General features: G+C 57.9%; 21 protein-coding genes. 12 read left to right on the top strand and 9 right to left on the bottom strand.

Translation table 11 applies throughout. The features are described 5' to 3' along the window. The first annotated feature begins 17 nt into the window (after positions 1–17). Positions 18–1,163, top strand: coding sequence for a heavy metal-binding domain-containing protein (locus F8B91_RS04780; protein ID WP_196502555.1), 1,146 nt, complete (start codon positions 18–20; stop codon positions 1,161–1,163). On the opposite strand, the gene F8B91_RS04775 is transcribed toward F8B91_RS04780, so the two are convergent. Together F8B91_RS04775 and F8B91_RS04770 are read right to left on the bottom strand one after the other, a co-directional pair. Next, positions 1,160–2,590, bottom strand: a complete 1,431-nt coding sequence (locus F8B91_RS04775) for a homospermidine synthase (protein WP_196502554.1) — start codon at positions 2,588–2,590, stop codon at positions 1,160–1,162. The genes F8B91_RS04780 and F8B91_RS04775 overlap by 4 nt on opposite strands. Before the next feature lie 95 nt (positions 2,591–2,685). After that, positions 2,686–3,036 carry a hypothetical protein gene (locus F8B91_RS04770; protein ID WP_196502553.1) on the bottom strand — a complete coding sequence of 117 codons (351 nt, stop codon included), beginning with the start codon at positions 3,034–3,036 and terminating at the stop codon, positions 2,686–2,688. Positions 3,037–3,110: 74 nt separating this feature from the next. Here F8B91_RS04770 and parE point away from each other — a divergent pair, with 74 nt between their 5' ends. From parE to F8B91_RS04750, 4 genes are all read left to right on the top strand, one after another. Beyond that, positions 3,111–5,129, top strand: a complete 2,019-nt coding sequence (parE, locus tag F8B91_RS04765) for a DNA topoisomerase IV subunit B (protein ID WP_196502552.1) — start codon at positions 3,111–3,113, stop codon at positions 5,127–5,129. A gap of 63 nt (positions 5,130–5,192) precedes the next feature. After that, positions 5,193–5,519, top strand: coding sequence for an ATP-dependent Clp protease adapter ClpS (gene clpS / locus F8B91_RS04760; RefSeq protein WP_196502551.1), 327 nt, complete (start codon positions 5,193–5,195; stop codon positions 5,517–5,519). Between the two features lie 77 nt (positions 5,520–5,596). Then, positions 5,597–7,987, top strand: coding sequence for an ATP-dependent Clp protease ATP-binding subunit ClpA (gene clpA, locus F8B91_RS04755; protein ID WP_196502550.1), 2,391 nt, complete (start codon positions 5,597–5,599; stop codon positions 7,985–7,987). A gap of 58 nt (positions 7,988–8,045) precedes the next feature. Continuing rightward, entirely contained in the window at positions 8,046–8,897 is an 852-nt protein-coding gene (locus tag F8B91_RS04750) for a DMT family transporter (RefSeq protein ID WP_196502549.1), read from the top strand. Here the strand turns inward: F8B91_RS04750 and F8B91_RS04745 are convergent. The 4 genes from F8B91_RS04745 to F8B91_RS04730 are packed head-to-tail and all read right to left on the bottom strand — an operon-like array spanning position 8,894 to position 11,703. Continuing rightward, positions 8,894–9,313, bottom strand: coding sequence for an HIT family protein (locus tag F8B91_RS04745; RefSeq protein ID WP_196502548.1), 420 nt, complete (start codon positions 9,311–9,313; stop codon positions 8,894–8,896). The genes F8B91_RS04750 and F8B91_RS04745 overlap by 4 nt on opposite strands. 7 nt (positions 9,314–9,320) lie before the next feature. Continuing rightward, positions 9,321–10,469, bottom strand: a complete 1,149-nt coding sequence (locus tag F8B91_RS04740; RefSeq protein ID WP_196502547.1) for a GNAT family N-acetyltransferase — start codon at positions 10,467–10,469, stop codon at positions 9,321–9,323. Continuing rightward, positions 10,466–11,227 (bottom strand): glycerophosphodiester phosphodiesterase family protein, encoded by a 762-nt coding sequence (locus tag F8B91_RS04735; RefSeq protein WP_196502546.1) that lies wholly within the window; start codon positions 11,225–11,227, stop codon positions 10,466–10,468. Before F8B91_RS04735 ends, F8B91_RS04740 begins: the two co-directional genes overlap by 4 nt. Then, positions 11,227–11,703 (bottom strand): RidA family protein, encoded by a 477-nt coding sequence (locus F8B91_RS04730; RefSeq protein ID WP_196502545.1) that lies wholly within the window; start codon positions 11,701–11,703, stop codon positions 11,227–11,229. The genes F8B91_RS04735 and F8B91_RS04730 overlap by 1 nt, the downstream gene beginning before the upstream one ends. A gap of 50 nt (positions 11,704–11,753) precedes the next feature. Here F8B91_RS04730 and F8B91_RS04725 point away from each other — a divergent pair, with 50 nt between their 5' ends. Together F8B91_RS04725 and F8B91_RS04720 are read left to right on the top strand one after the other, a co-directional pair. After that, positions 11,754–12,611, top strand: coding sequence for an EipB family protein (locus tag F8B91_RS04725; RefSeq protein ID WP_196502544.1), 858 nt, complete (start codon positions 11,754–11,756; stop codon positions 12,609–12,611). Next, entirely contained in the window at positions 12,608–13,063 is a 456-nt protein-coding gene (locus F8B91_RS04720; RefSeq protein WP_196502543.1) for a hypothetical protein, read from the top strand. The genes F8B91_RS04725 and F8B91_RS04720 overlap by 4 nt, the downstream gene beginning before the upstream one ends. A gap of 1 nt (position 13,064) precedes the next feature. Here F8B91_RS04720 and F8B91_RS04715 read toward each other — a convergent pair whose 3' ends face one another. Beyond that, a complete protein-coding gene (locus F8B91_RS04715) occupies positions 13,065–14,459 on the bottom strand; it encodes a serine hydrolase (RefSeq protein WP_196502542.1) in 1,395 nt (464 codons plus the stop codon). A gap of 212 nt (positions 14,460–14,671) precedes the next feature. Between F8B91_RS04715 and F8B91_RS04710 the strand changes: the two genes are divergently transcribed. Continuing rightward, positions 14,672–15,025 carry a phasin family protein gene (locus F8B91_RS04710; RefSeq protein WP_246714962.1) on the top strand — a complete coding sequence of 118 codons (354 nt, stop codon included), beginning with the start codon at positions 14,672–14,674 and terminating at the stop codon, positions 15,023–15,025. A 56-nt stretch (positions 15,026–15,081) separates the two neighbouring features. Here the strand turns inward: F8B91_RS04710 and xth are convergent, their stop codons facing one another. Further along, positions 15,082–15,873, bottom strand: coding sequence for an exodeoxyribonuclease III (gene xth, locus F8B91_RS04705; protein ID WP_196502541.1), 792 nt, complete (start codon positions 15,871–15,873; stop codon positions 15,082–15,084). A gap of 6 nt (positions 15,874–15,879) precedes the next feature. Then, positions 15,880–16,212: an iron-sulfur cluster insertion protein ErpA gene (erpA, locus tag F8B91_RS04700; RefSeq protein WP_196502540.1), complete on the bottom strand. Its 333-nt coding sequence runs from the start codon at positions 16,210–16,212 to the stop codon at positions 15,880–15,882. A gap of 47 nt (positions 16,213–16,259) precedes the next feature. Between erpA and F8B91_RS04695 the strand changes: the two genes are divergently transcribed. From F8B91_RS04695 to nagZ, 4 genes are read left to right on the top strand one after another with little or no spacing between them, the layout of a single operon-like run. After that, positions 16,260–17,456, top strand: a complete 1,197-nt coding sequence (locus F8B91_RS04695) for a deoxyguanosinetriphosphate triphosphohydrolase (RefSeq protein WP_196502539.1) — start codon at positions 16,260–16,262, stop codon at positions 17,454–17,456. A gap of 26 nt (positions 17,457–17,482) precedes the next feature. Continuing rightward, the gene (gene argS, locus F8B91_RS04690; RefSeq protein WP_196502538.1) at positions 17,483–19,198 is read left to right on the top strand and encodes an arginine--tRNA ligase; all 1,716 of its coding nucleotides are present in this window, start codon (positions 17,483–17,485) and stop codon (positions 19,196–19,198) included. A gap of 13 nt (positions 19,199–19,211) precedes the next feature. Continuing rightward, positions 19,212–21,452 carry an SPOR domain-containing protein gene (locus F8B91_RS04685; protein WP_196502537.1) on the top strand — a complete coding sequence of 747 codons (2,241 nt, stop codon included), beginning with the start codon at positions 19,212–19,214 and terminating at the stop codon, positions 21,450–21,452. 33 nt (positions 21,453–21,485) lie between these two features. After that, positions 21,486–22,520 (top strand): beta-N-acetylhexosaminidase, encoded by a 1,035-nt coding sequence (nagZ, locus tag F8B91_RS04680; RefSeq protein WP_196502536.1) that lies wholly within the window; start codon positions 21,486–21,488, stop codon positions 22,518–22,520. Positions 22,521–22,599 lie beyond the last annotated feature (79 nt).

Below are 22,599 nucleotides of genomic sequence, written 5' to 3'. Positions count from 1 at the left end.
TATTGAAGGGATCTTGCATGGCCAAGGTGACAGGACTTTCGGGCAATGAAATCTATTGCCTGGCGCTCAAGGAATTGAGCCCCGGCGAGCTTGTAGTGGGCAACAGTGTCAACTCCATGGGCTTTCTGGGTGCGCTGGGCGCAGGCGTCAGAAACATCCTGGGCGGTGAAGTGGTGGAAGTCACCCAGGCCATCCAGGAGGGCCGCACCAATTCTTTCAACCGCATGGTGGCCGAAGCCCAACGCGAGAATGCCACGGGCATTGCCGGGGTGACAGGCGAGCTGCGCAATTTCTCCGGCTCGACGGAATTCCTCTTCGTCGGCTCCTGCGTGCACGCCAAGGGCTGGCAGGGCGGCTTCTTCAGCAGCGCCGGTTCCGGCCAGGAACTCTATTGCCATATGGATGCAGGTTATCAGCCCGTGTCGCACGCTTTCGGCAATATCGCCTATTCCATGGGCATTGGCGGCGGCTTTCTCGGTGCGCTGAAAACTTTGGGAAAGGGTGAGATCAAGGAATATTCCGACGTCTTCAATCACACCCGCCACTACGCACTGGACCGGCTGGTATCTCAGGCGCGCGCTGATCGGACCAATGCCGTCGTCGGCGTGCGCACCACTATTCTGCCTTGGCGCGGCCTGCATGAAATGGTGATGACGGGCACGGCAGCGCGCAACCCGGCGCTGCCAAAAGAATATGACGCCAACCCCGTGACCAGTGATCTCACCGGTGAAGAACTCTGGGCCATGGCAAGTCTGGGCTACGCGCCGATCAAGCTGCTGATGTCCACTTCAATATATTCACTCGGCTTTGTCGGTGGCTTCCTCGCCGCGTTCAAATCTTTCTCGCGCGGCGAGGTGAACGAGCTGACGCGGCTCATCCATGACGCGCGCGAAATCGCCATTGCCCGCATCAAGGACGAAGCCGATGCGCTGAACGCTGAAGACGTGGTGGGCGTGAAAACCTACATTCAGGAAATCGGCAATGGCCTGGTGGAGTTCATGGCCATCGGCACCGCGATCCGCAAATTGCCGGGTATCAAGACGCAAAGCGCAGCTTTGCCCGTCCACGCCATGGTGAGCGAGAAGGATACCTGGATTGACGGAGATTTCGGCTTCTCGCTGGACCGCCAGAAGAAAGCCTCTTCCGGTGGTGGCGGAGACTAAGTGGAAACCAGAATATTGGTGAACTGCCACGGGTCCTTCTTGTCGGAAGGGCCGCCGAACAACCCATCATAGCTGTCAAGCGGCGTCCAGTCGGTATAGTGCCCGCGCACCTTGCCGAGATACGGCGCCTGGATTTGCAGACAGCGCTCGAAATCCACTTCGTCGGTTTCGACGATGCCTTCATTCGGGTTTTCAATCGCCCAGATGATGCCGGCCAGAACCGCTGACGTCACCTGCAGGCTGGTGGCCGACGAATAGGGCGCCAGATTGCGCGCTTCCTCGATCGAAAGCTCCGAGCCATACCAATAGGCATTCTTTTTGTGCCCATAGAGCAGCACGCCCAGCAGATCTTGCCCGCTGGAGATTTCCTCGGCTGTGAGAATATGCTGCTTGGCCGGATGCGTGCCGCCACGGCCAAACATTTCGTGCAAGCTCAACACCGCGTCATTGCACGGATGATAGGCATAATGACAGGTAGGCCGGTAAGCGACCTTGCCCGCGGTTTTCACCGTGTAATAATCTGAAATGGAAATGGCCTCATTATGGGTGACCAGAAATCCATATTGCGGGCCGATGCCCGGCACCCAACTGCGCACTTTCGTCGTGGCCCCAGGGCTCTCAAGATAAATCGCGGCCTTGCTGCCGAAGCGGTGCTTGCGCCCGATGCCCGGAATCTTCTTTTCATGGCTGCCCCAACCCAGTTCAGCCGGCTGCTTGCCTTCTGACACAAACCCTTCAACCGACCAGGTATTCACGAATGTGTCCTGATCCTTTGGCTTGACGGCAACTTGCGTGTCACGCTCGGCAATGTGGATGCCTTTCACGCCCAGCTTCTTGGCCAGCTTGGCCCACTGGATTTGCGTCTTCGGCTTTTCAAACTTGATACCAGTTTCCTTGGCCAAGTTCAGCAATGCCTGTTTCATGAACCACGAGACCATGCCCGGATTAGCGCCACAGCACGACACGGCCGTCACACCCTTGCCAAGCTTACGCTTGGTGGCCAGCATGTTTTCACGCAGCACATAGTTGGTGCGCGCCGCATTGCCGCGCTTCGAGTCGTAATAGAAACCAGTCCACGGTTCGATCACCGTATCGACATAGAGCGCGTTCAACTCACGCGCTGCCTTCATCATGTCAACGCTGCCGACATCGACGGAAAGATTGACGATCAAACCTTGTTCAGGTCCAGAGAGTAGAGCGTCCAATACCGTGCGATAATTGTCCTCAGTGAGGCCGATCTGTTTGAAATTGGTGCCATACTTGTCAGCCAGATGCTTCCAGTCAGTCAGCGGTTCAACAATGGTGATCTGTTTCGGGTCACATTGAATGTGCCGCAGGATCAATGGCAATGTGCCACGGCCAATGGAGCCCAGTCCCACCATCACGATGGGTCCCTTCCACGTCGCATAAATCGGCCATTGCGCCATTTGAGCCTCCATAAAAAAACCAAGCGCGGATCACTAACAGAATGCGGCGCGCCATCAAGAAAATTCTAAAGAATTTTCAGCATGGAGTTGAGCTTCTATTGCATGGTCGAAAATACACTCTGCTTTCCCGATGGCGAAACAAACGTCACGGTTTTGTCATCTTGAAGCACATCGTAACAAACCCATGTCTCGTTGGGCGGCCATACCGAGCAATATTTGTCGCCATCAATCTTCCATGCGCCCTGGTTCTGCGCATCTCCAACGCTGTAGAAAGTGGCACCGCTTTTCTGAAACAGCTGTGATGCCGCCTTGCCATCAACTTTCGCATAAAGCGTTTTGTCCGACAGCAATTTGACGATTTGATCGCCGTGCAGCGGCAGCAATCCTGCGCTTGCCGGAAGCGTTAACATCATCAAGAAAAACACGGCCAAACTCTTGCGCATCATGCTTCATCCTCACGTCACTGGATATTTCACACAGCAATAGCCATATTCGACCCCTGATTCGAGTTGATTTAAAAATGGCCAAGAAACCTGACGATAATCTGTTCGGCGAACTGCCTGCCGCACCGAAACCAAAAGCCTCCGCTAAATCCAAGGGCGAAGAAAGCTACACGGCTGCCGACATTGAAGTGCTGGAGGGTCTTGAGCCTGTCCGCCGTCGCCCCGGCATGTATATCGGCGGCACCGATGAAAAGGCGATGCATCACCTCTTCGCCGAAGTGCTCGACAATTCGATGGACGAAGCAGTGGCAGGCCATGCCACCTGGATTGATGTGAATTACACGGCTGATGGCTATCTTGCCGTCACTGACAATGGCCGTGGCATGCCGGTCGATCCGCATCCGAAGTTCAAGGACAAGTCGGCCCTTGAAGTGATCATGACCATTCTGCACGCCGGCGGCAAATTTGACTCTGGCGCTTATGAAACCTCAGGCGGCCTTCACGGCGTGGGTGTCTCCGTCGTCAACGCACTGTCGGAGCATGTTATCGTGGAAGTAGCGCGCGGCCAGCAGCTGTACCGGCAGGAATTTGCGCGCGGCAAACCGATGGGGCCGATCCAGAATCTCGGCAAGGTCTCAGGCCGCCGCGGCACCATGGTAAAGTTCAAGCCTGACGCGCAGATTTTCGGCAAGAACGGCACCTGGTTCAGCCCGTCGCGGCTTTATAAAATGTCGCGCTCGAAATCCTACCTCTTCGGCGGGGTGGAAATTCGCTGGCATTGTGATCCGAGCCTGATCAGGGACAAGGACATTCCGGCAGAAGCCGTGTTCCATTTCCCCGGCGGCTTGAAGGACTTTCTGGAAGAGCGCCTGGATGGCATGACCCGCGTGGTCGATGATATTTTCTCCGGCAAGGTGGAAAAAGAAGGCGGCCACGGCACGGTTGAATGGGCAGTGGCCTGGTTCGGCGGCGATGACGGCTTCATGTCGTCCTATTGCAACACTATTCCCACGCCCGATGGCGGCACCCATGAAACCGGGCTGCGCTATGCCTTGCTGCGCTCGCTGAAAGACTATGCCGATCTCGCCGGCAACAAGCGGGCAGGGGCGATCACCGCCGATGACGTGATGGTGCAATCCGGCGCCATGCTTTCCGTCTTTGTGCGCGAGCCTGAATTCCAGGGTCAGACCAAGGATAAGCTGGCCACGATTGAAGCCACTCGCATTGTCGAAACGGCGGTGCGCGACCATTTCGACCATTGGCTGACGGGCCATCCGGCCCAAGCCGACAAGCTGCTCGGCTGGATCATCGAACGTGCCGAAGAACGCCTGCGCCGCCGCCAGGAAAAGGAAGTGGGCCGCAAGACTGCGGTGCGCAAACTCCGCCTTCCCGGCAAGCTGGCCGATTGCTCCGCCACCATGCAGGAAGGCTCTGAACTGTTCATCGTCGAAGGCGACTCGGCTGGCGGTTCCGCCAAACAGGCGCGCAACCGCATCAACCAGGCCGTGCTGCCTCTGCGCGGTAAGATCCTGAACGTGGCCAGCGCCGGCAAGGACAAGCTCTCTGCCAACCAGCAGATCGGTGACCTGGTGCAGGCCATCGGTGCAGGCATGGGTACATCTTACCGCGAGGAAGACCTGCGCTACGACAAGATCATCATCATGACCGACGCCGACGTTGACGGCGCCCATATCGCCTCATTGCTGATGACCTTCTTCTACCGCCAGATGCCGGGTGTGATCGAGCAGGGTCACCTATACCTTGCCGTGCCGCCGCTCTACCGCCTCACTCAGGGCGGCAAGACGGTTTACGCTAAGGACGAAGCCCAGCGCGACGAGTTGCTCGCCAATTTCGGCGGCCGCGGCAAGGTTGAAGTGGGCCGCTTCAAAGGACTCGGCGAGATGATGGCCGCCCAACTGAAGGAAACCACCATGGACCCGGCCAAGCGCATCCTGTTGCGTGTCACCATGGAGGACGCTCAGGCGGCGCTGACAGCCAAGACGGTTGAACAATTAATGGGCAACAAGCCCGAAGAGCGCTTCAACTTCATTACCGCCAACGCCGAATTTGTGGAAGAGGCCGGGCTCGATATTTAACTCTTAATATTAAACGCGCACGAGGTCTTTGATCCCACGGGGCAAAGCCCTATATTATGGATCATGGCCAAATCTCCCTCCAGGCGCGGTGGTGATAGCGACACGCAAGTCATTACCCGCAGCAAGACCAAAACCCAGAAGCCCTCGCTCTATAAGGTGCTGCTGATGAATGACGATTACACGCCGATGGAATTCGTCGTGCATGTGCTTGAAAGCGTTTTCAACAAGACCAGCGAAGATGCCTATACAATCATGCTTCACGTTCACACCAAGGGTGTGGGCGTGTGCGGTGTCTATACATTCGAGGTGGCTGAAACCAAGCTTTCCGAAGTGATGGACATGGCCAAGCAGGACGGCCACCCCCTGCAATGTACGATGGAACCAGCCTAAATTAATTCTGTTTTGACGCTCTGTCCAAACCGCCTTTGCTCCCTATATAGTGATCTCACAACGAAGGTCTCCCGCCCGTGCCCACTTTCTCCCGCAGTCTTGAAAAAGCCCTCCACCGCGCCCTTTCGCTGGCCGCTGCGCGCCGCCAGGAACTGGCCACGCTGGAACATCTGTTGTTGTCTCTCACCGAAGATGAAGACGCCTTGGCGGTGATGAAGGCCTGCAGCGTGGATGTGACCGAGCTGCGCGAAAGCCTGGAAGACTATATCGACAATGAGCTCTCCAACTTGGTGACAGACAATGTGCTGGAAGCAAAGCCCACGGCATCGTTCCAGCGCGTCATCCAGCGCGCGGTGATCCACGTGCAATCTTCGGGCCGCGATGAAGTGACAGGGGCCAATGTGCTCGTCGCCATCTTTGCCGAGCGTGAAAGCCATGCAGCCTATTTCCTGCAGGAGCAGGACATGACGCGCTATGACGCGGTCAACTACATCTCTCATGGTATCGCGAAAAAAGCAGGCGCGTCGCAAAGCCGTGCGGTACGTGGCACCGATGAAGACCGTGAGAATAACAATGACGACCGGCAGGACCCAAACGGCAAGGGCGGCAAGCAGCGCGAAACCGCACTCGAAGCCTATTGCACCGACCTGAACAAGAAGGCTGCTGAAGGCAAGATCGATCCGCTGATCGGCCGCCATTCGGAAGTGAATCGCACGATCCAGATCCTCTGCCGCCGCACCAAGAACAATCCGTTGTTCGTGGGCGATCCGGGCGTGGGCAAAACAGCCATTGCCGAAGGCCTGGCCCGCAAGATCATCAAGGGCGAAGTGCCCGCGGTCCTGAAAGATTGCACCATCTACCAGCTCGACATGGGCACGCTTTTGGCGGGAACTCGATACCGCGGTGATTTCGAAGAACGCCTGAAGGCGGTGATGAAGGAGGTGGAGGCTAATCCCGGCGCCATTCTCTTTATCGATGAAATCCACACGGTGATCGGGGCAGGGGCCACTTCTGGCGGCTCCATGGATGCATCGAACCTGCTGAAGCCGGCCTTGGCTGCCGGCACGCTGCGTTGCATCGGCTCCACAACCTACAAGGAATACCGCCAGCATTTCGAAAAGGACCGCGCACTGGTGCGCCGCTTCCAGAAGATCGACGTCAATGAGCCTTCGATCCCCGATAGCATTGCCATCCTCAAGGGCCTGAAGCCCTATTACGAGGACTATCACAAGGTTAAGTTCACCGATGAAGCGGTAGAAAGTGCTGTCCAGCTTTCCGCCCGCTACATGGCCGACCGCAAACTGCCGGACAAGGCGATCGACGTGATCGACGAAACCGGTGCGTCGCAAATGCTGGTGCCGGAAGACAAGCGCAAGAAGCTGATCGGCGTCGAAGATATCGAAGCCACCATCGCCACCATGGCCCGCATCCCACCGAAAACCGTGTCGCGTGACGATCAGGCCGTGCTGAAGAATCTGGACTCCGAGTTGAAGCGTCTCGTCTTCGGCCAAGACAAGGCCATTGAGCAGCTCACTGCGGCGATCAAGCTGGCGCGTGCCGGCCTGCGCGAACCAGAAAAGCCCATCGGCAATTACCTGTTCTCCGGTCCCACTGGCGTCGGCAAAACCGAAGTGGCCAAGCGTCTCGCCGAAGTGCTGGGCGTGAAGCTCATCCGCTTCGACATGTCGGAATATATGGAGCGCCACACGGTGAGCCGCCTCATCGGCGCACCTCCTGGCTATGTGGGCTTCGACCAGGGCGGTCTGTTGACCGATGGCGTGGACCAGAACCCCTATTGCGTGCTGCTGCTTGATGAAATCGAAAAGGCCCATCCGGACCTGTTCAACATCCTGTTGCAGGTGATGGATCACGGCAAGCTGACTGACCATAACGGCAAGCAGGTCGATTTCCGCAACGTCATCCTGATCATGACGACGAATGCTGGCGCTCAGGATCTGGCCCGCGCGGCCTTCGGCTTCACCAAGAATGTGCGTGAAGGCGACGACCAGGAAGCCATCACCCGCCTGTTTACCCCGGAATTCAGAAACCGCCTGGATGCCATTGTTTCCTTTAGTCATTTGCCAAAGGAAGTGGTGCGCAAGGTGGTCGAGAAATTCGTCCTGCAGCTGGAAGCCCAACTGGCCGAACGCCAGGTGAATATCGATCTCTCGACCGAGGCTGCCGACTATCTCGCCGACAAGGGCTACGACCAGCAGATGGGTGCAAGGCCCTTGGCCCGCGTCATCCAGGAAGAGATCAAGAAGCCATTGGCGGAAGAGGTCCTGTTCGGCAAGCTGACCGGCGGTGGCACGGTGCGCGTGCTGCTGAATGACGGCAAGCTGGCATTCGACTATCTCTCGCGCGAGGAAGAGGAGAAGTCTCTTCCGAAACCGCCAGAGCGCAAGGCACTGCCGCGCGCCAAGGCTGCGGCACCCAAAAAGCCGAAGAAGCCTGCAAAGGTGAAGTAATCAAGGCCGCTCTCCGGAGCGGCCTTTTTCTTTTGGGCAGTCGTGTTACACCACAGCCATGTCCCGCAACGCGCTCATCGTCCGCACCGCACTGGCACTTCTGGCATTCGCCGGAAACTCGCTTCTATGCCGCTTGGCGCTGAAGGCAACCACCATTGATGCCGCCACCTTCACCAGCGTCAGGCTGCTCTCAGCGTCACTTGCGCTCTGGCTGATCCTGCATTTCAGCAAACGCGTCCGCCCCTCACTGGGCAATTGGCACTCAGCAGCGGCCCTCTTTGTCTATGCTGCAGGCTTCTCACTGGCCTATATCAACCTCACCGCTGGAACCGGCGCGCTGCTTCTGTTCAGCGCGGTACAGATCACCATGATCGGAGCAGGGCTGGCGCGCGGCGAACGTCTCACGGCCCTTCAAACGGTGGGCGTGGTCTTGGCGGTTGCCGGCCTCATCGGCTTGGTTCTGCCGGGTTTGACGGCCCCGCCGCCTGCCAGTGCCGCGCTGATGATCCTCGCAGGCATCGCCTGGGGCGTCTATTCATTACGCGGCGCGGGGGCAAGCGATCCTACCAATGTCACTGCCGGCAATTTCATTCGTACACTGCCGATGACTTTGATCTTCAGCATGATGTTTTTCATGCAATTCCACTTCGACGCGTTGGGGCTGATTTATGCCATCGCTTCCGGCGCCATCACCTCCGGCATCGGTTACGCCATCTGGTACGGCGTCCTGCCGCATTTGCGTGCCACCCAGGCCGCGACGTTGCAATTGAGCGTACCTGTCATCGCCGCATTTGGGGCGGTGTTTCTGTTGGGCGAGGCCGCAAGCTTGCGCCTTCTGCTTGCATCAATTTGCATTCTTTCCGGAATAGCCTTGGTCATCCAGCAACGGGCGCGCAAAAAACTCAGTTAGGTGAGGTGAACCTTGATGGCTTTGGCCTGTTCCGCCAAAACTTCATGATCCGCCATCTTGCCGACATGGCCTCTGAGGGGCACCCCTTCCTTCATCGGGAAAATGTGAAAATGCAGATGGAACACCGTTTGTCCGGCGGCGGCCTCATTGTATTGGCGCAACTGAAAACCATCAGCACCCATCGCCGCCACGGCCGCCTTGGCCACTTTCTGCACCACCGGCATCACCAGCGCCAGTACGGCAGGGTCTGTATCCAGCAGTCCGCGTGACGGCGCCTTGGGGATCACCAGGCAATGCCCATCACATTGCGGCATCACATCCATGAAGGCCAGCGTGTGCTCGTCCTCGTAAATCTTATGCGATGGAATTTCGCCCCGCAGGATCTTGGCGAAGATGTTGTTGCTGTCATAAGTCATGTGAGCCTCACTCCTGCTCAGTGTGGCGGAAGGGCGCATGGGCGGCAAGCGCCTCCTGGCCTTCCGCAATCGCGGCGCGCTCCTGCGCCAGAAACTGCGCCACGGCACGTGAAAGGCCGGGATGAGCGAGATGATGAAAGCTCTGAGTCTTCACCGGCACATAACCGCGCGCCAGTTTGTGGTCACCCTGCGCGCCCGCTTCAACCACCCGGAGCTTGTGCGCCATGGCAAAGTCCATCGCTTGGTAATAGCAGGTCTCGAAATGCAGGAAGGGCACATTCTCAGTGCAGCCCCAGTTGCGCCCATAAAGCGTGTCGCCGCCAATGAAGTTCAACGCGCCTGCAATAGTCTCGTCACCGCGCTTGGCCATGATCAACAGCACATGCTGGCGCATGCTTGCGTGAATGAGCTTGAAGAACTTGCGCGTCAAATAGGGCTGGCCCCATTTGCGAGAGCCGGTGTCCATATAGAATTCCCAAAAATAATCCCAGTGCTGAGGCTGGATCGCGTCACCCGTCAGCGCCTCGAAGGTGATGCCCGCGTCGTGCACCGCCTGCCGCTCCTTGCGCAAATTCTTGCGTTTGGATGACGATAACGCCGCGAGAAACGCATCAAAATTCTCATACCCCTCATTGAACCAGTGAAACTGAATGTCATTACGCAGCAACCATTCCTTGCCGCTCAGCGCCGCCGCATCATTTTCCAACGCAAAGGTCACATGAACCGATGACGCCTGTTGCGCAGCGCAGAGCTGCACAAGCGCCGCCGCCAAGGCGTCACGCAACACCGCAGTGGGCGCCAGCAGCTTCGGCGCAGTCACTGGTGAAAATGGTACCGCCACTTGCAGCTTGGGATAATAATGTCCGCCCGCGCGCTCGAAGGCATCGGCCCACCCCTGGTCAAACACATATTCGCCCATCGAATGCGATTTGAGATAGCAGGGTGCTGCCGCAACCAGCCGCCCATCATCCTCAAGCAGCAGGTGCGACGCCATCCAACCCGATTTGCGCGTGGCAGAACCGGAAGCTTCCAGCGCCGACAAGAACGCGTGGCTTACAAACGGGTTGAATGTTACCGGGTCCGGATTGGCCAAGCCGTCCCAGGCGGCAGCAGAAATCTCCTCCATCGAGCCCAGGATGCGCGGCTTCAGCGTCATGCCGGAACGAAATTCTCAAAGGTGATCTGGTCACACCAGCGCCGCGCCTGTTTGGCTTGCGCATCATTCTCAATCGTCCAGGTAATGATCGGAAAACCCGCTGCCTGAAATTCCGTAATCGGCTGGAATGGCAATTGACGGTAATCGAAGGAAATGAAATGCGGCTGGCTCTGCGGCAAATGACTCATCTCGCGCATCGCCACGCGCTTTGCCACGGGCAGGGGTTCGTAATAGGGATCAATCACCCGGTCGGCAGTGATGCCGCGCACGGTACCCGAGGACGTGGCCGCGACTCGCGCCACGAGATCCGGGTCGAACGACATCAGGGCATGCGGCCCCGTATAATCGGCCAGCACATTCAAAGCATGATCAGTCAAAGTAAAGTCATCATCCCAGAGTGATTTGATCTCGATTACCAAAGTGGTGCGTCCGGCCACTTGTTCCAAGAGCTCGGCCAAAGTTTGCACCCGGTCCTTGCCCTGTTTGAATGACATGGCCTTCAGTTCGCGCGTGGTGAAATCCTTCACCCGGCCATGGCCCTGCATCACCCTGTCAATATCATCGTCATGAAACACCACGGCTTGGCCATCCTTGGTCAGCTGAATGTCGCACTCGATGGAATAGCCCTGAGCGACGGCGGCAGCGAATGAACTTTCGCAATTCTCGACGTGGCCATTCTTCTCATCGTGAAATCCGCGATGGGCGATGGGTTTCGCCACCAGCCAGTCCAGCGCCCGCAATTGCGGCGTAAAACGCATCAGGCGATTTCCACCACCGCTTCTACTTCCACCGGCACGCCCAGCGGCAGGGAGGACGCACCCACGGCAGCTCGCGCATGCTTGCCCTTGTCGCCAAACACCTCGACCATCAGATCAGACGCGCCATTGATCACCTTGGGAATATCAATGAAGGCCGGGCCGCAATTCACAAAGCCCGTCAGCTTCACAATGCGAACAACCTTCGAAAGATCACCACCGCAGGCATCCTTCACCTGAGCCAGAATGTTGATCGCGCAAAGCCGCGCCGCCGCTTGGGCGTTTTCCAGCGTAACACCGGCACCCGCCTGGCCCACGGCCACGGGTTTGCCATCCTTCACCGGAATCTGCCCGGCTACAAAGACCAGATTCCCGGTAATCACCCAAGGCACATAATTGGCCACCGGCTTTGCCGCGGCAGGAAGTGCAATTCCAAGTTCAGCAAGCTTATTTTCAACAGGATTAGACGTCAGACTCATCGGGTTCATTCACCTTGTGTGTTGCCTTCACTATAGGATAGTTTCGCGTCATGAAAAACCTTCACCTGCGTCTGATTTGCCCGGTGTCAGCAATACTGCTTTCATCGCCCGGCATGGCTGTGGATTTCGGCACTTATCGCGCACTTTATGAGCTGGAGCCCGCGCGCATCGACCAGGCCGCCGGGTCCCAGCCGCTGGACGGCAAGATCGCCTATGAGGTGACGGGCTCGGCCTGTGCCGGCTTCACCGTCGATTCCGATTACACCACACGCTACACCGATGCCGACCAGAATGTCCGCGCGGTAGACACCAAATCCAGCGTGTTTGAAACCGGTGACGGGCTGCAATTGCAAGTCTCGCAGACCCAGTCGGTGAACAAGGAAGTCACCGACGACGCCAAGATCACTGCGATCCGCACCGTCGCGGGCGGTGAGGCTCAAGCTGAACAGCAGGGGACCAAGAAGCAGCAATTCAAACTGGGCGGCGACGTTCTCTTCCCCACCGCACACCAGCAAAAGCTTTTGGCCGCCGCACAAGCCGGTGAAACCCGAGATGTCTCGGTGATCTATGACGGGTCGGATGGCGCCAAGCAATTCCGCGTGGTCAGCTTCATCGGCAAGAAGCGCGCGCCCGGCACCTATGCGCCGGACCTCGCCAACCCGGAAGCCCAGGCGCTGCAGACCATGGCCTCGTGGACGTTCCAGCTGGGCTATTATCCGTTGGACAATCCCCAGGCAGAAATTCCGGATTTCCAGGCCACCTTCAACATGTATGAAAATGGCGTGACCACCGAGATGCTGTTCGATTATGGCCCCTACAGCATGAAGGGCACACTGAAGCATTTTGAAGCGATCGCAGCCCAGCCTTGCGATGCGCCAGCGCCAGACTCGACTACCAAAGCCCAATGACCAGCCTGATCATTATTGCGGCACTTCTCACCGGCCTCTGGGTGTTGCGTCAGGCCGGGCGCATGGACCCGCGTGCCGCCCGCAAATTCGGCGCGCGCGTTTTAGGGGCGGGGTTAATAGCGGCTGGGGGCTTGTTTTCTTTCCACGGCAACTTCGCGTTGGGCGTCCCGGTATTGGGCATCGGCGCAGGATTGATGGGCTGGGGCAACCTGTTCGCGCAGAAGCCAGCCTTCAGCGCCAATCGCGGTGGTACGAACCAGCAGCCCGCAAATCAGGGCGCGATGGACCGAAAGGAAGCCTATGCTGTTTTAGGTTTGGACTCAGGTGCAACACCTGATGAAATCAATGCCGCCTTTAAGCGGCTGCAACGGGCAAATCACCCCGACGCCGGCGGAAGCACCTATCTGGCAGCCAAGATCAATCAGGCCCGCGATCTATTATTGAAGAAGTAGATCAGCCCTCAGGGGCCATTGGCATGCATTCTTTCTTCAGCTTCTTGCACAGCTTCTTCGCTGTAGCGGCATCAAAGCCGGAGAAGCGTGCGCGATACACCATCTTGCCGCGCACCTTGGCCTCAGTGGTAAAACTATCCTTGCTGCCCAGCAGGTCCGGCAGCTTGCCGCGCAACACGGCGAGTTTTTCATCCGCTTGATTCTTGTCGGGGAACGAACCGACCTGAATGGTCCAGCTGTCCGCAGCGGCATTGTCCATGGTCGCAGGCTGGTCATTTGCCGAAACCACTTTGAAAGACGGCTTCTTCGGCTTCTTGCCCGAAGGCGCCTGATCATCAACCGCAATGGGCTGAGCCGTGGCGGTGGAGGTCACCAGCGTCGCCATGTCATCCTGACCAGCGGTCATCTGGGTCTGCACATTAGAATCGGCAGAAGCGGCTTCAGCCACCTGTGCCAGCGACTGGCTGTTGGCCTTGGGGGCGAGCGGCGTGGGTGCCGCAACCTTGGCAGTCGCTACAGCCACGCTGATCGGATTGATCGCACCAGCCGAAGTGCCGGGCAGGGCGGCGATCGTGTTACCATTGCGGGCACTGGCGAAATTGTTTTCCAGCATGCGCATCATGTAGGCTTCACGCACCGCTGGAGAGGTCGCCCCCAACACCGTGCCAACCAAACGCTTGTCGCCACGGCGGGTCGAGGTGACCAGATTGAAGCCTGCATTGGCGATGTAACCGGTCTTGATTCCGTCGGTGCCCGGATAATTGGCGACCAGCTTGTTATGGCCACGGACAAGGCGGCCGCGGAACATGAACGAGGTGGTGCGGAAATAGGGATAATATTGCGGGAAGTCGCGCTGCAGACGTAGGCCCAAAGTGGCCATGTCGCGCGCTGTGGTCCATTGCCCCGGATTGGGCAGGCCGGACGCGTTCATGAAGGTCGATCTGCGCATGCCCATGTCGCGCGCCGTGCGCGTCATCCGCGCCGCATAGGCGCTTTCACTGCCACCAAGATTCTCAGCAACCGAGCAAGCCACGTCATTTGCGGATTTTACCACCAGCGACTTGATCGCATCATCCACACTATATTGACCGCCTGCTCTGATATTCATTTTGGTCGGCGCCATGAACGAGCAGCGACGCGACATGGTAAGTTGCGTATCGCGGCTGATGCGGCCCGACTTCATTTCCTGGAACAACACATAGAGCGTCATCATCTTGGTGAGTGACGCCGGATGGCGAGGGCTGTCGGCACGGTCTGCAAAAAGGATCTGCCCGGTGCGGGCATCAACTGCAATGGCAGCAAATTCAGGGCGGGCAAAGGCGCTGGAAACCATCAACACAGGGAGGAGAGCCGCCACCAAAGCAGCTTTCAATATGTTCAGAACCAGCGATTTCAACGGCAAACCCCACAAATCCAGTGTTAACCCACGGTATCAATCACGGGGTCAAGCTTATCAAATACTCACCAAGCCCTTACCATCGCGTAAAACCGATTCACAGACGCTTTTTAGGATTTTTTTGTGCAGTGCAAAATTGCTATTGACTTCATTGTGCAGTGCACATAAATAGGGTCATCGAACACATAAATGCGACCCCAAAGGAGACCAAGATGGTGAAATCATTTGAAGATATGCAGGCTGCCAGCAAGGAAGGCTTTGAAGCCTTTACCGCTTCGAGCACCGCGATGACCAAGGGCTATCAGGCCGTTGCTCAGGAAGTTGCTGATTTCTCGAAGAAGTCTTTCGAGAAGACCACTGCCGTCTGGCAGACCGCCGCTTCGGCCAAGTCTTTCGAAAAGGCTGTTGAAGTCCAGCAGGCATTCGCCAAGGAAAGCTTCGATGCGACCGTGGCTGAAATGACCAAGATCGGCGAAATCTTCGCTGCCGCTGCCAAGAGCGCTTTCAAGCCTTATGAAGCCACCTTCGCTGCTTTCGGCGTGAAGGCTCCGGCCGCTGCCAAGTAATTCTTGATCTGTACTGACTTCGAAACCCGGTGGAGCAATCCACCGGGTTTTTTTATTCAGATATCGCGAAGCGTGATTTCGACCGGAACGTGATCGGAAGGCTTCTCATGACCGCGCGCTTCCTTATGAATGCGCGAGGCTTCCAGCAAATCGGCGGCCTGCGGCGAGAGCAGCAAATGGTCGATCCTGATTCCATTGTTCCTTTGCCAGGCGCCGGCCTGATAATCCCAATAGGAATAGGCATCCTTCAACCCCGGATACAGCGAGCGGAACGCCTCGGTCAGCCCCAGATTGATCAGTTCCTGAAAGGCCGCGCGGCTGTCGGGCAGCCACAGCGCATCATTCACCCATTGCTCGGGCTTGCGCATATCGGCCACGGCGGGAATGATATTGTAGTCACCTGCCAGAACAAAGGCCTCCTCGCGCGCCAGCATGGATTGCGCCAGCGCCTTCAGCCGCTTCATCCAGCTCAGCTTGTAATCATATTTGGGGCCGGGAGCAGGGTTGCCATTCGGCAGATAAAGCCCACCCACAGTGACCGGAATTTTCTTCTCGGTATAAACCGTGCCCATGATGAAGCGCGATTGCTCATCCGTGTCATCGCCGGGAAGGCCGCGCACCACATCGTGGATCTGGCCGCGCGCCAGCAAAGCCACGCCATTATAAGTCTTCTGCCCCAGGACTTCGCAGGAGTAGCCCAGTTCCTCGAACGCAGCCTTGGGGAAATTCGGCTCTTCGCATTTGATTTCCTGCAGGCACAACACATCAGGCTTCTCAGCCTTCACCCATGACGTAACCTGATCAAAATGGGCCTTGACCGAATTCACATTCCAGGTGGCGATGCGCATGGGGATTTAGAGAGCGAAGCTGGTGCCGCAGCCGCAGGACGACTTGGCCAGCGGATTGGCAATGCGGAAAGATTGGCCCATCAGATCATCGACAAAATCGACGGTCGATCCGGCCATGTGGACCAGCGAGATGGAATCGACCAAAAGGGTTGCACCATCGCGCTCGATCACCACATCATCGTTCTCGCGCGCGTCACTGATGGAGAATTCGTATTGAAAACCAGAACAGCCACCGCCATTGACCGCAACGCGCAAGCTTGCCGCCTGATGGTTCTTGGTGGCGACTTCGACAATGCGCTTGGCGGCACGGTCGGTCAGGCTGATTTGCTGGTTTTCCATGCCCCAGATGTCGGTTCATTGCGCCCAAAAGTCAATGGGGCCAGAACATGACGGGGCGCATGGCAGCCTTCGCCAGCAAGCCGCAAGCTTCACTGGGAAGGTTAATTCCGGAGCCCGATGAAAAGCACCGCTCGTGCTTTGCGCGGGACCGTGACCGGATCATCCACGCCTCGGCCTTTCGCCGCCTGAAACAGAAAACCCAGGTTTTCGTGGCCCATGAGGGCGACCATTTCCGCACCCGCCTCACCCATTCGCTCGAAGTGGCGCAGATTGCCCGCTCGATCGCCCGCGCACTTCATCTGGATGAGGACCTGACCGAGGCCCTGGCCTTGGCGCATGATCTGGGCCACACGCCTTTCGGCCATGCCGGCGAGCGTGAGCTTGACCGTTTGATGAAGATGTACGGCGGCTTTGACCACAACGCGCAAGCCCTGCGCATCGTCACCAGCCTGGAAAACCACTATGCGGCTTTCGACGGCCTTAACCTCACATGGGAAACACTCGAGGGCCTGGTCAAACACAACGGCCCGTTGACCGACGCCGACGGCAATGCCATCGGCCATTACCGCGAGCAGGGCGTTCCCGCAGCGATTATCGATTATGTGCAGGCGCATGATCTCCGGCTCGCCACCTATGCTTCGGCCGAAGCACAGGTCGCCGCAGTAGCCGATGACATTGCCTATAACGGCCATGACATTGACGATGGACTGCGTGCCAAACTGTTCAGCGTGATTGATCTGGGTGACGTGCCCTTGGCCGGGCAGGCGCTCGGACAAGTGCTCAATGCCTATCCCAATCTCGAAACGTCGCGCGTCATCCATGAATGCGTGCGCCGGGTGATTTCGGCGATGGTCGGCGATGTGCTGGGCCAATCCGAACGGAATATCTCCAAGGACGCTCCAAAATCACCCGAAGAGGTGCGCCTGCTGGGCCACACGCTGGTCTCGTTCTCAGCGCAGATGAAAGAGAACAACCGCATGCTGCAGCAGTTTCTCTCGGCGCATATGTATCAACACCCGCGCGTCACCGAGATTATGGGCCGCGCCCAACGTGTCGTGCGTGATCTGTTTGAAGCCTATATGACTGACCCCAGCTTGATGCCGGACGACTGGCGCCAAGCCCATCCGCGCACTGAGGATTCTTCGCGGGCCCGCCAGGTTTGTGATTTTCTCGCCGGCATGACCGATAATTTCGCACTGGAACAGCACCGCCGCTTGTTTGACCTCGACCCGCTTTTTCGATAGGGCAGGCGCAACGTTTAAGGGTTGCAATGAACATATTTTCTGATTTCCAGATCGTGGTTGGCCAAGCGGTTCAACTGCTCGTCGAAGCGGGTAAATTACCCGCCGGGCTTGATCTCTCCAAGGTCACGGTCGAGCCGCCGCGCGACTTCACTCATGGCGATATTTCAACCAACGTCGCAATGGTGCTGGCCAAGCCCGCGGGACTCAACCCGCGCGCGCTGGCCGAACTCGTTCTGCCGGAACTGAAGTTGCATGCTGATGTGGAAGAAGCCAGCCTTGCAGGCCCCGGCTTCATCAATCTGAAACTGAAGCCCGCCATCTGGCCGCGTGCGTTGAAGTCTGTGCTGGAACAGAAGGAGCGTTACGGCTCCTCGAAACTGGGGCAGGGCAGCAAGGTCAATGTGGAATATGTCTCCGCCAACCCCACAGGCCCATTGCATGTCGGCCATTGCCGTGGTGCAGTGTTCGGCGATGCGCTGGCCGCACTGCTGCAACTCGCTGGCTACGATGTCACCCGCGAATATTATATCAATGATGCCGGCGCTCAGGTCGATGTGCTCGCACAGTCCGCCTTCCTGCGGTACCGCGAGGCTTTGGGTGAACACATTGGCGAAATTCCCGCCGGGCTTTATCCGGGCGATTATTTGGAGCCGGTAGGTGCAGCCCTGGCCAAGGAATTCGGCCCCGCACTGAAAGCCAACAATGACTGGCTGCCGCTCGTGCGGGATAAAACCATCTCGATGATGATGGATATGATCCGCGACGACCTCGCGGCGCTGAACATCAAGCAGGAGATCTTCTTCTCCGAAAAATCGCTGCAAACCTCAGGCGCTGTCAAATCGGCCATGGCCGATTTGGAAAAGCGCGATCTCGTCTATGTCGGCAAGCTGCCGCCGCCCAAGGGCGAAGTGCCTGCCGATTGGGAAGACCGCGACCAGACGCTGTTTCGTTCGTCAAACTTCGGCGACGATACCGATCGCCCGCTCGTCAAGTCCGATGGCTCCTTCACTTATTTCGCCTCTGACGTGGCCTATTCACGCAACAAGATTGAGCGCGGCTTCAACCAGCTGGTCTATGTTCTGGGTGCCGACCATGGCGGCTATGTGAAACGCATCACGGCCGTGGCCAAGGCCTTCGATGAAAACGTTCAGGTCGATGTGAAACTGTGCCAGCTGGTCAAGCTGTTCCGCAACGGCGAACCTGTGCGCATGTCCAAACGGGCCGGCGATTTCGTCACCCTGCGCGAAGTGGTGGATGAAGTGGGCGCGGACGTGGTGCGCTTCATGATGCTTTACCGCAAGAACGAAGCTCCGCTTGATTTTGACTTCGCCAAGGTGACTGAACAGTCCAAGGACAATCCGGTTTTCTATGTGCAATATGCCCATGCCCGGATCTGCTCGGTGCTGCGCAATGCGCCTCCCACTTTGCAGGGCGAAGTGGACTTCGCACTGTTAACGGATGAGGCCGAAAAGGCCCTGATCAGAAGAATTGTTGAATTTCCGAGGCTTATTGAGGCTGCCTCACTCTCTCATGAACCCCATAGGATTTCGTTCTATCTCTATGAATTGGCAAGCGATTTCCACTCTTTGTGGAACAAGGGCAAAGAACTGCCGCAATTAAGATTTATTTTGGAAGCTCAGGGTAGTGTGTCCTTAACCCGACTCGCATTTTTGCAAGCGATTCGGTATTGTCTGGCCAATGGCCTGAAAGTTCTGGGCGTCACGCCCGTCGAGGAAATGTAGGGTTGAAACCGTAATGGACCAGCAATCTGGTGATACAGCAGACAAGCGCAACTGGCGCGAACGTTTGGGCATTGGCAAGAACGCCAATGGCTCTGATCTGCCAAAGCTTTCTGACGAATTCAAGGGCAAGGACGTAAAGCCAGCCCCGGCAGTACCTGCTGCGCGCGCGGCTGTTCAAACGCCTATCAAAGCTGCCCCGATGGCACCGCGTGCGCCACGCGCACCTGCACCCTTGGCGCCACGCACCGCGGTACATGCACAAGCACCGCGTCAGGCACCGGTGGCTCCCGATGCGCTCGCCAGCAAATTGCGTGACCAGCGCGAAGCTGCTGAGCGTTTGGCGCAGCAACGTATCCAGGCTGCCAAGGCGCGCGCCGAAGCCGCCAGCCATGGCGCCAATGCTGCGGCAGCCGCAACGCCGCCCGGCGCCAAACCCAAATTCTCTTTCGCTGATCAGGATGGCAATCCGCAAAATCCGGGTGCCGCACGTCCCACTGCTTGGCCAGTACCGGCTTCCGGCCCACGCCCAGCAGCACCCCCGCCGCCACGTCCGCAATTCCAGCCGCAGGTGCAGCCGCCGCGTCCGCAGATCGGTGGCGTGGCACCGCCGCCGCCGTCTTATCAGCCCACACCGGGCTATGGTCAGTCGAGCTACGGCCAGCCGCAACAGCCACCTTACAATCCGGGCTATGCCAATCCTTACGGCCAGCAACCGCCGCCGCCTTATCGCCCGATTGATCCGTCCACCGGCTATGCGCCGCAGCCCGGCTACAATCCGCAGGGCCGTGGCCTTTCGCCCGCACCCGGCAGTGCTCGCTTGCAACCGGTCTCGCGTGGGCCTGCCGCAGGCTATCCGCCGGCACAGCCCCAACTGCAGATCGGGCCTTCCGATGACGGAGGCGATACCGACGATATTTTCGAAACTGCGCCATCCCGCAGCCAGGGCCGCCGCGCCACGGCCAATGATTACCAGCAAGCTTATCAGGACGATCTTGACTACGTGGAAGATACGCCGCGTTCCGGCAGCTTCGGCATGATCCTCGGCCTGCTGCTGCTTGGCCTTCTCGTGGCCTTCGCAGTGGTCTTCGGCTATTCGCACTTCATCAAGGGCCAGACAGCCTCGACTGGTGGCAACGTGCCAGTGGTCAGCGCACCAGCTGCTCCCGCCAAGTCCACGCCGGACACGTCGGCCAATCCGCAGAGTGAAAGTGCCAACAAGAAGCTCATCTATGACCGCATCGAAGGCGATCATGAAGTTCCGGGCGGGCCGCTCAAATCCACCGAGCAGCCACCAGCACCGCAGCAAAACGGTGATGCCCAGCAGGGAGGAGGCGCCACCAACGGCGATGCCTCGCAACCGGTCCCACTGCCTCCGCCGCCGGGCGGGAATAACGGGCAGCAGGGGTCACTTAGCCCCGACGCCAATAGCAATGTTGCTAGCGCAACCTCAGCCGCCGGACAAAATCCGGCGGCAAATTCTTCTACAGAAGGTAAAACAGCCGCGGCCAGTGATGCAAACGTCACACCCACTTCCGCTGCACCAGACGCCAGCGCCGCAAAACCTGTAGCCGCCACCCAGGATGCCATTATCCCGGCGCCACCCGCGCCAGGTGAGACACCAGCGCCCGCCATCAAGACCGCAACGGCTGCTGAAGCGCCGACAGCCGGTGAGCAGATTGGCAACACACCCGCAGCGCCCGCCAAATCCAAGGCCGTGGCGAAAGCCGAAACGGCCAAGGCCCAGCCCACTGAAAAGATCGAGAAGCAGAAATCGCTGGGCTCATCACCAGTGGTCCTGGTTCCGCCGTCCAAGACAGCAGCACCTTTAGCGGCACCAGCACCCGTTGTCATTGCGCAATCCAAACCATTGACCAACACGTCTTCAGGCGCCGGACTGTATGGCGATACGCCGGTGGCCGCAGCGCCCCAGCAGGTGGCCATTGCAGCCCCCAAGGCACCAGTTCCGTCAGCGGTTGCCCCGGCAGCTCCCAAACCGGCTGCAACAGGCGCCTATGTGGTCCAATTGGCATCCTTCGGGAGTAGGGATGAAGCCACCAAGGAATATCAGCGCCTCAGCAGCAAACACGGTGCCGTCATCACCCGTTACGCGCCAATCATTACCCAAACGACTGTGGCCGGAGCGCCAAGATACAACCTGAATCTCGGTCCCATGGCATCAAACGATGTAGCTTCCAGTGTGTGCTCAAGTTTGATTTCAGCTGGAGAAAGAGATTGTGCGGTGCGTAGGCAGTGATATACTTCACTGGTTTTCCGGGGGCATAAAAAATTGAAAACGCGAGCCTATATTACAGGCTGCGCTGGCCCGCAATTGCAAGCCAACGAAGCCAAGTTGTTTGAAAAGTATCTTCCTTGGGGATTGATTCTTTTCAAGCGAAATTGCGAGTCTCCCGATCAGATCCGCCAATTGATTGCTGATTTCAGGAAGGCTGTCGGTCGTTCTGATGCACCGATCTTCATTGATCAGGAAGGTGGCCGGGTGCAACGCCTGGGCCCACCCACATGGAGAAAGTATCCAGAGGCACGCGCCCTCGGAAATCTTTACAACATCAATCCGGGCCTTGCACTGCGTGCCGCCCGCAACATGGGCCGTCTGATGGCTCAGGAACTATATGCCCTCAACATTACATCCACTTGCCTGCCAGTGCTGGACGTGCCGCAGGCCGGTGCCCATGACGTGATCGGCGGCAGAGCCTACGGTCTCCGTCCTGAAATGATTATCGTTCTGGCCCGTGCCCACATGGCGGGGCTGATGGATGGTGGCGTGCTTCCGGTGATGAAGCATATTCCCGGTCACGGCCGCTCGATGGTCGATAGCCATCACAACCTGCCGATCGTCAGCGCCACCCGTCTCGAGCTCGAAAATATCGATTTCATTCCGTTTACTGGCCTATCGGATTGCCCAATGGCGATGACGGCGCATGTCGTCTTCCAATCCATCGACCCCGATAATCCTGCCACATTGTCGCGCAAAATCATCCGCCATGTCGTGCGCAAGGTGATCGGTTTCCAAGGCTTGCTGATGACAGACGATCTGTCGATGAAAGCCTTGGGTGGAACCCATGCTCAGAAGGCTGTTGCTGCATATGAAGCTGGCGTTGACATGCTGCTTCACTGCAATGGCGTGTTCGAGGAGATGGAAGAGATTGGTGCCAATGCCATCGAACTCACGCCCAAAACGGCAAGGCGTGCCAAGGTTGCTTTGAAAGTGCGGCGCAAGCCACAGCGCTTCGATGAAAAGCAGGCCATGGCCGACCTCAACGCTTTGACCGAGACGGATCTGGTCACCCGCCCGACCACCTGACTACAGCACGGATCAGCCCAGCTGATTCTGGGGATAAAAGGGCCTAGACTGTCGAATCAGAGGGTGTTTTCTGCGAAGA

The organism is Aestuariivirga litoralis (assembly GCF_015714715.1).
GTDB lineage: Bacteria > Pseudomonadota > Alphaproteobacteria > Rhizobiales > Aestuariivirgaceae > Aestuariivirga > Aestuariivirga litoralis_A.
The sequence above is the reverse complement of the archived record's forward strand: the minus strand, read 5'-3'. Positions and strand labels throughout refer to the sequence as shown.

Coding starts and splice junctions, on each gene's coding strand:
- F8B91_RS04780 (WP_196502555.1), top strand. CDS start 18: ATGGCCAAGGTGACAGGACTTTCGGGCAATGAAATCTATTGCCTGGCG.
- F8B91_RS04775 (WP_196502554.1), bottom strand. CDS start 2,590: ATGGCGCAATGGCCGATTTATGCGACGTGGAAGGGACCCATCGTGATG.
- F8B91_RS04770 (WP_196502553.1), bottom strand. CDS start 3,036: ATGATGCGCAAGAGTTTGGCCGTGTTTTTCTTGATGATGTTAACGCTT.
- parE (WP_196502552.1), top strand. CDS start 3,111: ATGGCCAAGAAACCTGACGATAATCTGTTCGGCGAACTGCCTGCCGCA.
- clpS (WP_196502551.1), top strand. CDS start 5,193: ATGGCCAAATCTCCCTCCAGGCGCGGTGGTGATAGCGACACGCAAGTC.
- F8B91_RS04750 (WP_196502549.1), top strand. CDS start 8,046: ATGTCCCGCAACGCGCTCATCGTCCGCACCGCACTGGCACTTCTGGCA.
- F8B91_RS04745 (WP_196502548.1), bottom strand. CDS start 9,313: ATGACTTATGACAGCAACAACATCTTCGCCAAGATCCTGCGGGGCGAA.
- F8B91_RS04740 (WP_196502547.1), bottom strand. CDS start 10,469: ATGACGCTGAAGCCGCGCATCCTGGGCTCGATGGAGGAGATTTCTGCT.
- F8B91_RS04735 (WP_196502546.1), bottom strand. CDS start 11,227: ATGCGTTTTACGCCGCAATTGCGGGCGCTGGACTGGCTGGTGGCGAAA.
- F8B91_RS04730 (WP_196502545.1), bottom strand. CDS start 11,703: ATGAGTCTGACGTCTAATCCTGTTGAAAATAAGCTTGCTGAACTTGGA.
- F8B91_RS04725 (WP_196502544.1), top strand. CDS start 11,754: ATGAAAAACCTTCACCTGCGTCTGATTTGCCCGGTGTCAGCAATACTG.
- F8B91_RS04720 (WP_196502543.1), top strand. CDS start 12,608: ATGACCAGCCTGATCATTATTGCGGCACTTCTCACCGGCCTCTGGGTG.
- F8B91_RS04710 (WP_246714962.1), top strand. CDS start 14,672: ATGGTGAAATCATTTGAAGATATGCAGGCTGCCAGCAAGGAAGGCTTT.
- xth (WP_196502541.1), bottom strand. CDS start 15,873: ATGCGCATCGCCACCTGGAATGTGAATTCGGTCAAGGCCCATTTTGAT.
- erpA (WP_196502540.1), bottom strand. CDS start 16,212: ATGGAAAACCAGCAAATCAGCCTGACCGACCGTGCCGCCAAGCGCATT.
- F8B91_RS04695 (WP_196502539.1), top strand. CDS start 16,260: ATGACGGGGCGCATGGCAGCCTTCGCCAGCAAGCCGCAAGCTTCACTG.
- argS (WP_196502538.1), top strand. CDS start 17,483: ATGAACATATTTTCTGATTTCCAGATCGTGGTTGGCCAAGCGGTTCAA.
- F8B91_RS04685 (WP_196502537.1), top strand. CDS start 19,212: ATGGACCAGCAATCTGGTGATACAGCAGACAAGCGCAACTGGCGCGAA.